The organism is Rhodoferax sp. RT5P35 (assembly GCF_056521385.1).
Window position 1 is genome coordinate 1 of the sequence record NZ_JBWMAX010000360.1, and the last position, 1,030, is coordinate 1,030.

Sequence of the window (1,030 nt, forward strand, 5' to 3'; positions counted from 1 at the left end):
CGAGGCCCACTGCCGGGCGCTGCTGCACACGGCAGCGCTGCAAGCCGATGTGATTCTGGTTGAGGGCGTGATGGGTCTGTTCGACGGCACGCCCAGCAGTGCCGACCTGGCCCAGGCCCTGGGCCTGCCGGTGCTGGCCGTGATCGACGGCTCGGCCATGGCGCAAACCTTTGGTGCCGTGGCGCACGGCCTGTCCACCTTTCGCCCTGGCCTGCAGTTTGCCGGAGTACTGGCCAACCGCGTCGGCAGCGCCAGCCATGCGCAGATGCTCCAAGACAGCCTGCCAACAGGCCTGCGCTGGTTTGGCGCCATGCCGCGCTCTGCCGAATTCGCGCTGCCCGAGCGGCACCTGGGCCTGGTGCAGGCCTCTGAGGTGGCGCATCTGGACGAGCGCATCGCCCTGGCCGCCCAGGCCATCGGGCCTAGCGTGGAGGGGATGGCCAGCCCGGTGCGGTTTGAGCCCAGCCCGTCAGAGATCGCGCCCCAGCTGCTGGCCGGTGTGCGCATCGCAGTGGCACGGGATGCCGCTTTCTCCTTCATTTACGCCGCCAATCTGGATACGCTGCGCGCGCTGGGGGCCGAGCTGGTGTTCTTTTCGCCCCTGGCCGATGCCAGCTTGCCCGACGCGCACAGCCTGTACCTGCCCGGCGGCTACCCCGAGCTGCACCTCGCCACCCTGCACGCCAACCAGCCCATGCGCGCAGCCATCCACGCCCACCATTTGGAGGGCAAGCCCACCGTGGCCGAGTGCGGCGGCATGCTGGCGCTGCTGGACAGCTTGGCGGGCCATGACGGCACCCCCGTGCCCATGTGGGGCTTGCTGCCCGGGACCGGGACGTTGCAAAAACGCTTCGTCAACCTCGGCATGCACGCCGCCCAATTGCCCGAGGGGCGGCTGCGCGGCCACAGCTTCCACCATGCACGCATGGACACGCCGCTGCCTGCCACCGCCTTTACCGAGCCGCAGCGCGAACGCAGCCACGCCGAGCCGGTGTTCCGCCGCGGGCGGCTCCACGCCTCGTTCATGCAC

The 1,030-nt window shown here is 70.0% G+C and carries 1 protein-coding gene; it reads left to right on the forward strand.

Going from position 1 to position 1,030, the window contains the following annotated elements; translation table 11 throughout:
* The coding region (locus tag AC097L_RS26320) for a cobyrinate a,c-diamide synthase (protein ID WP_479589632.1) at nt 1-1,030 on the forward strand (1,030 nt) is incomplete at both ends.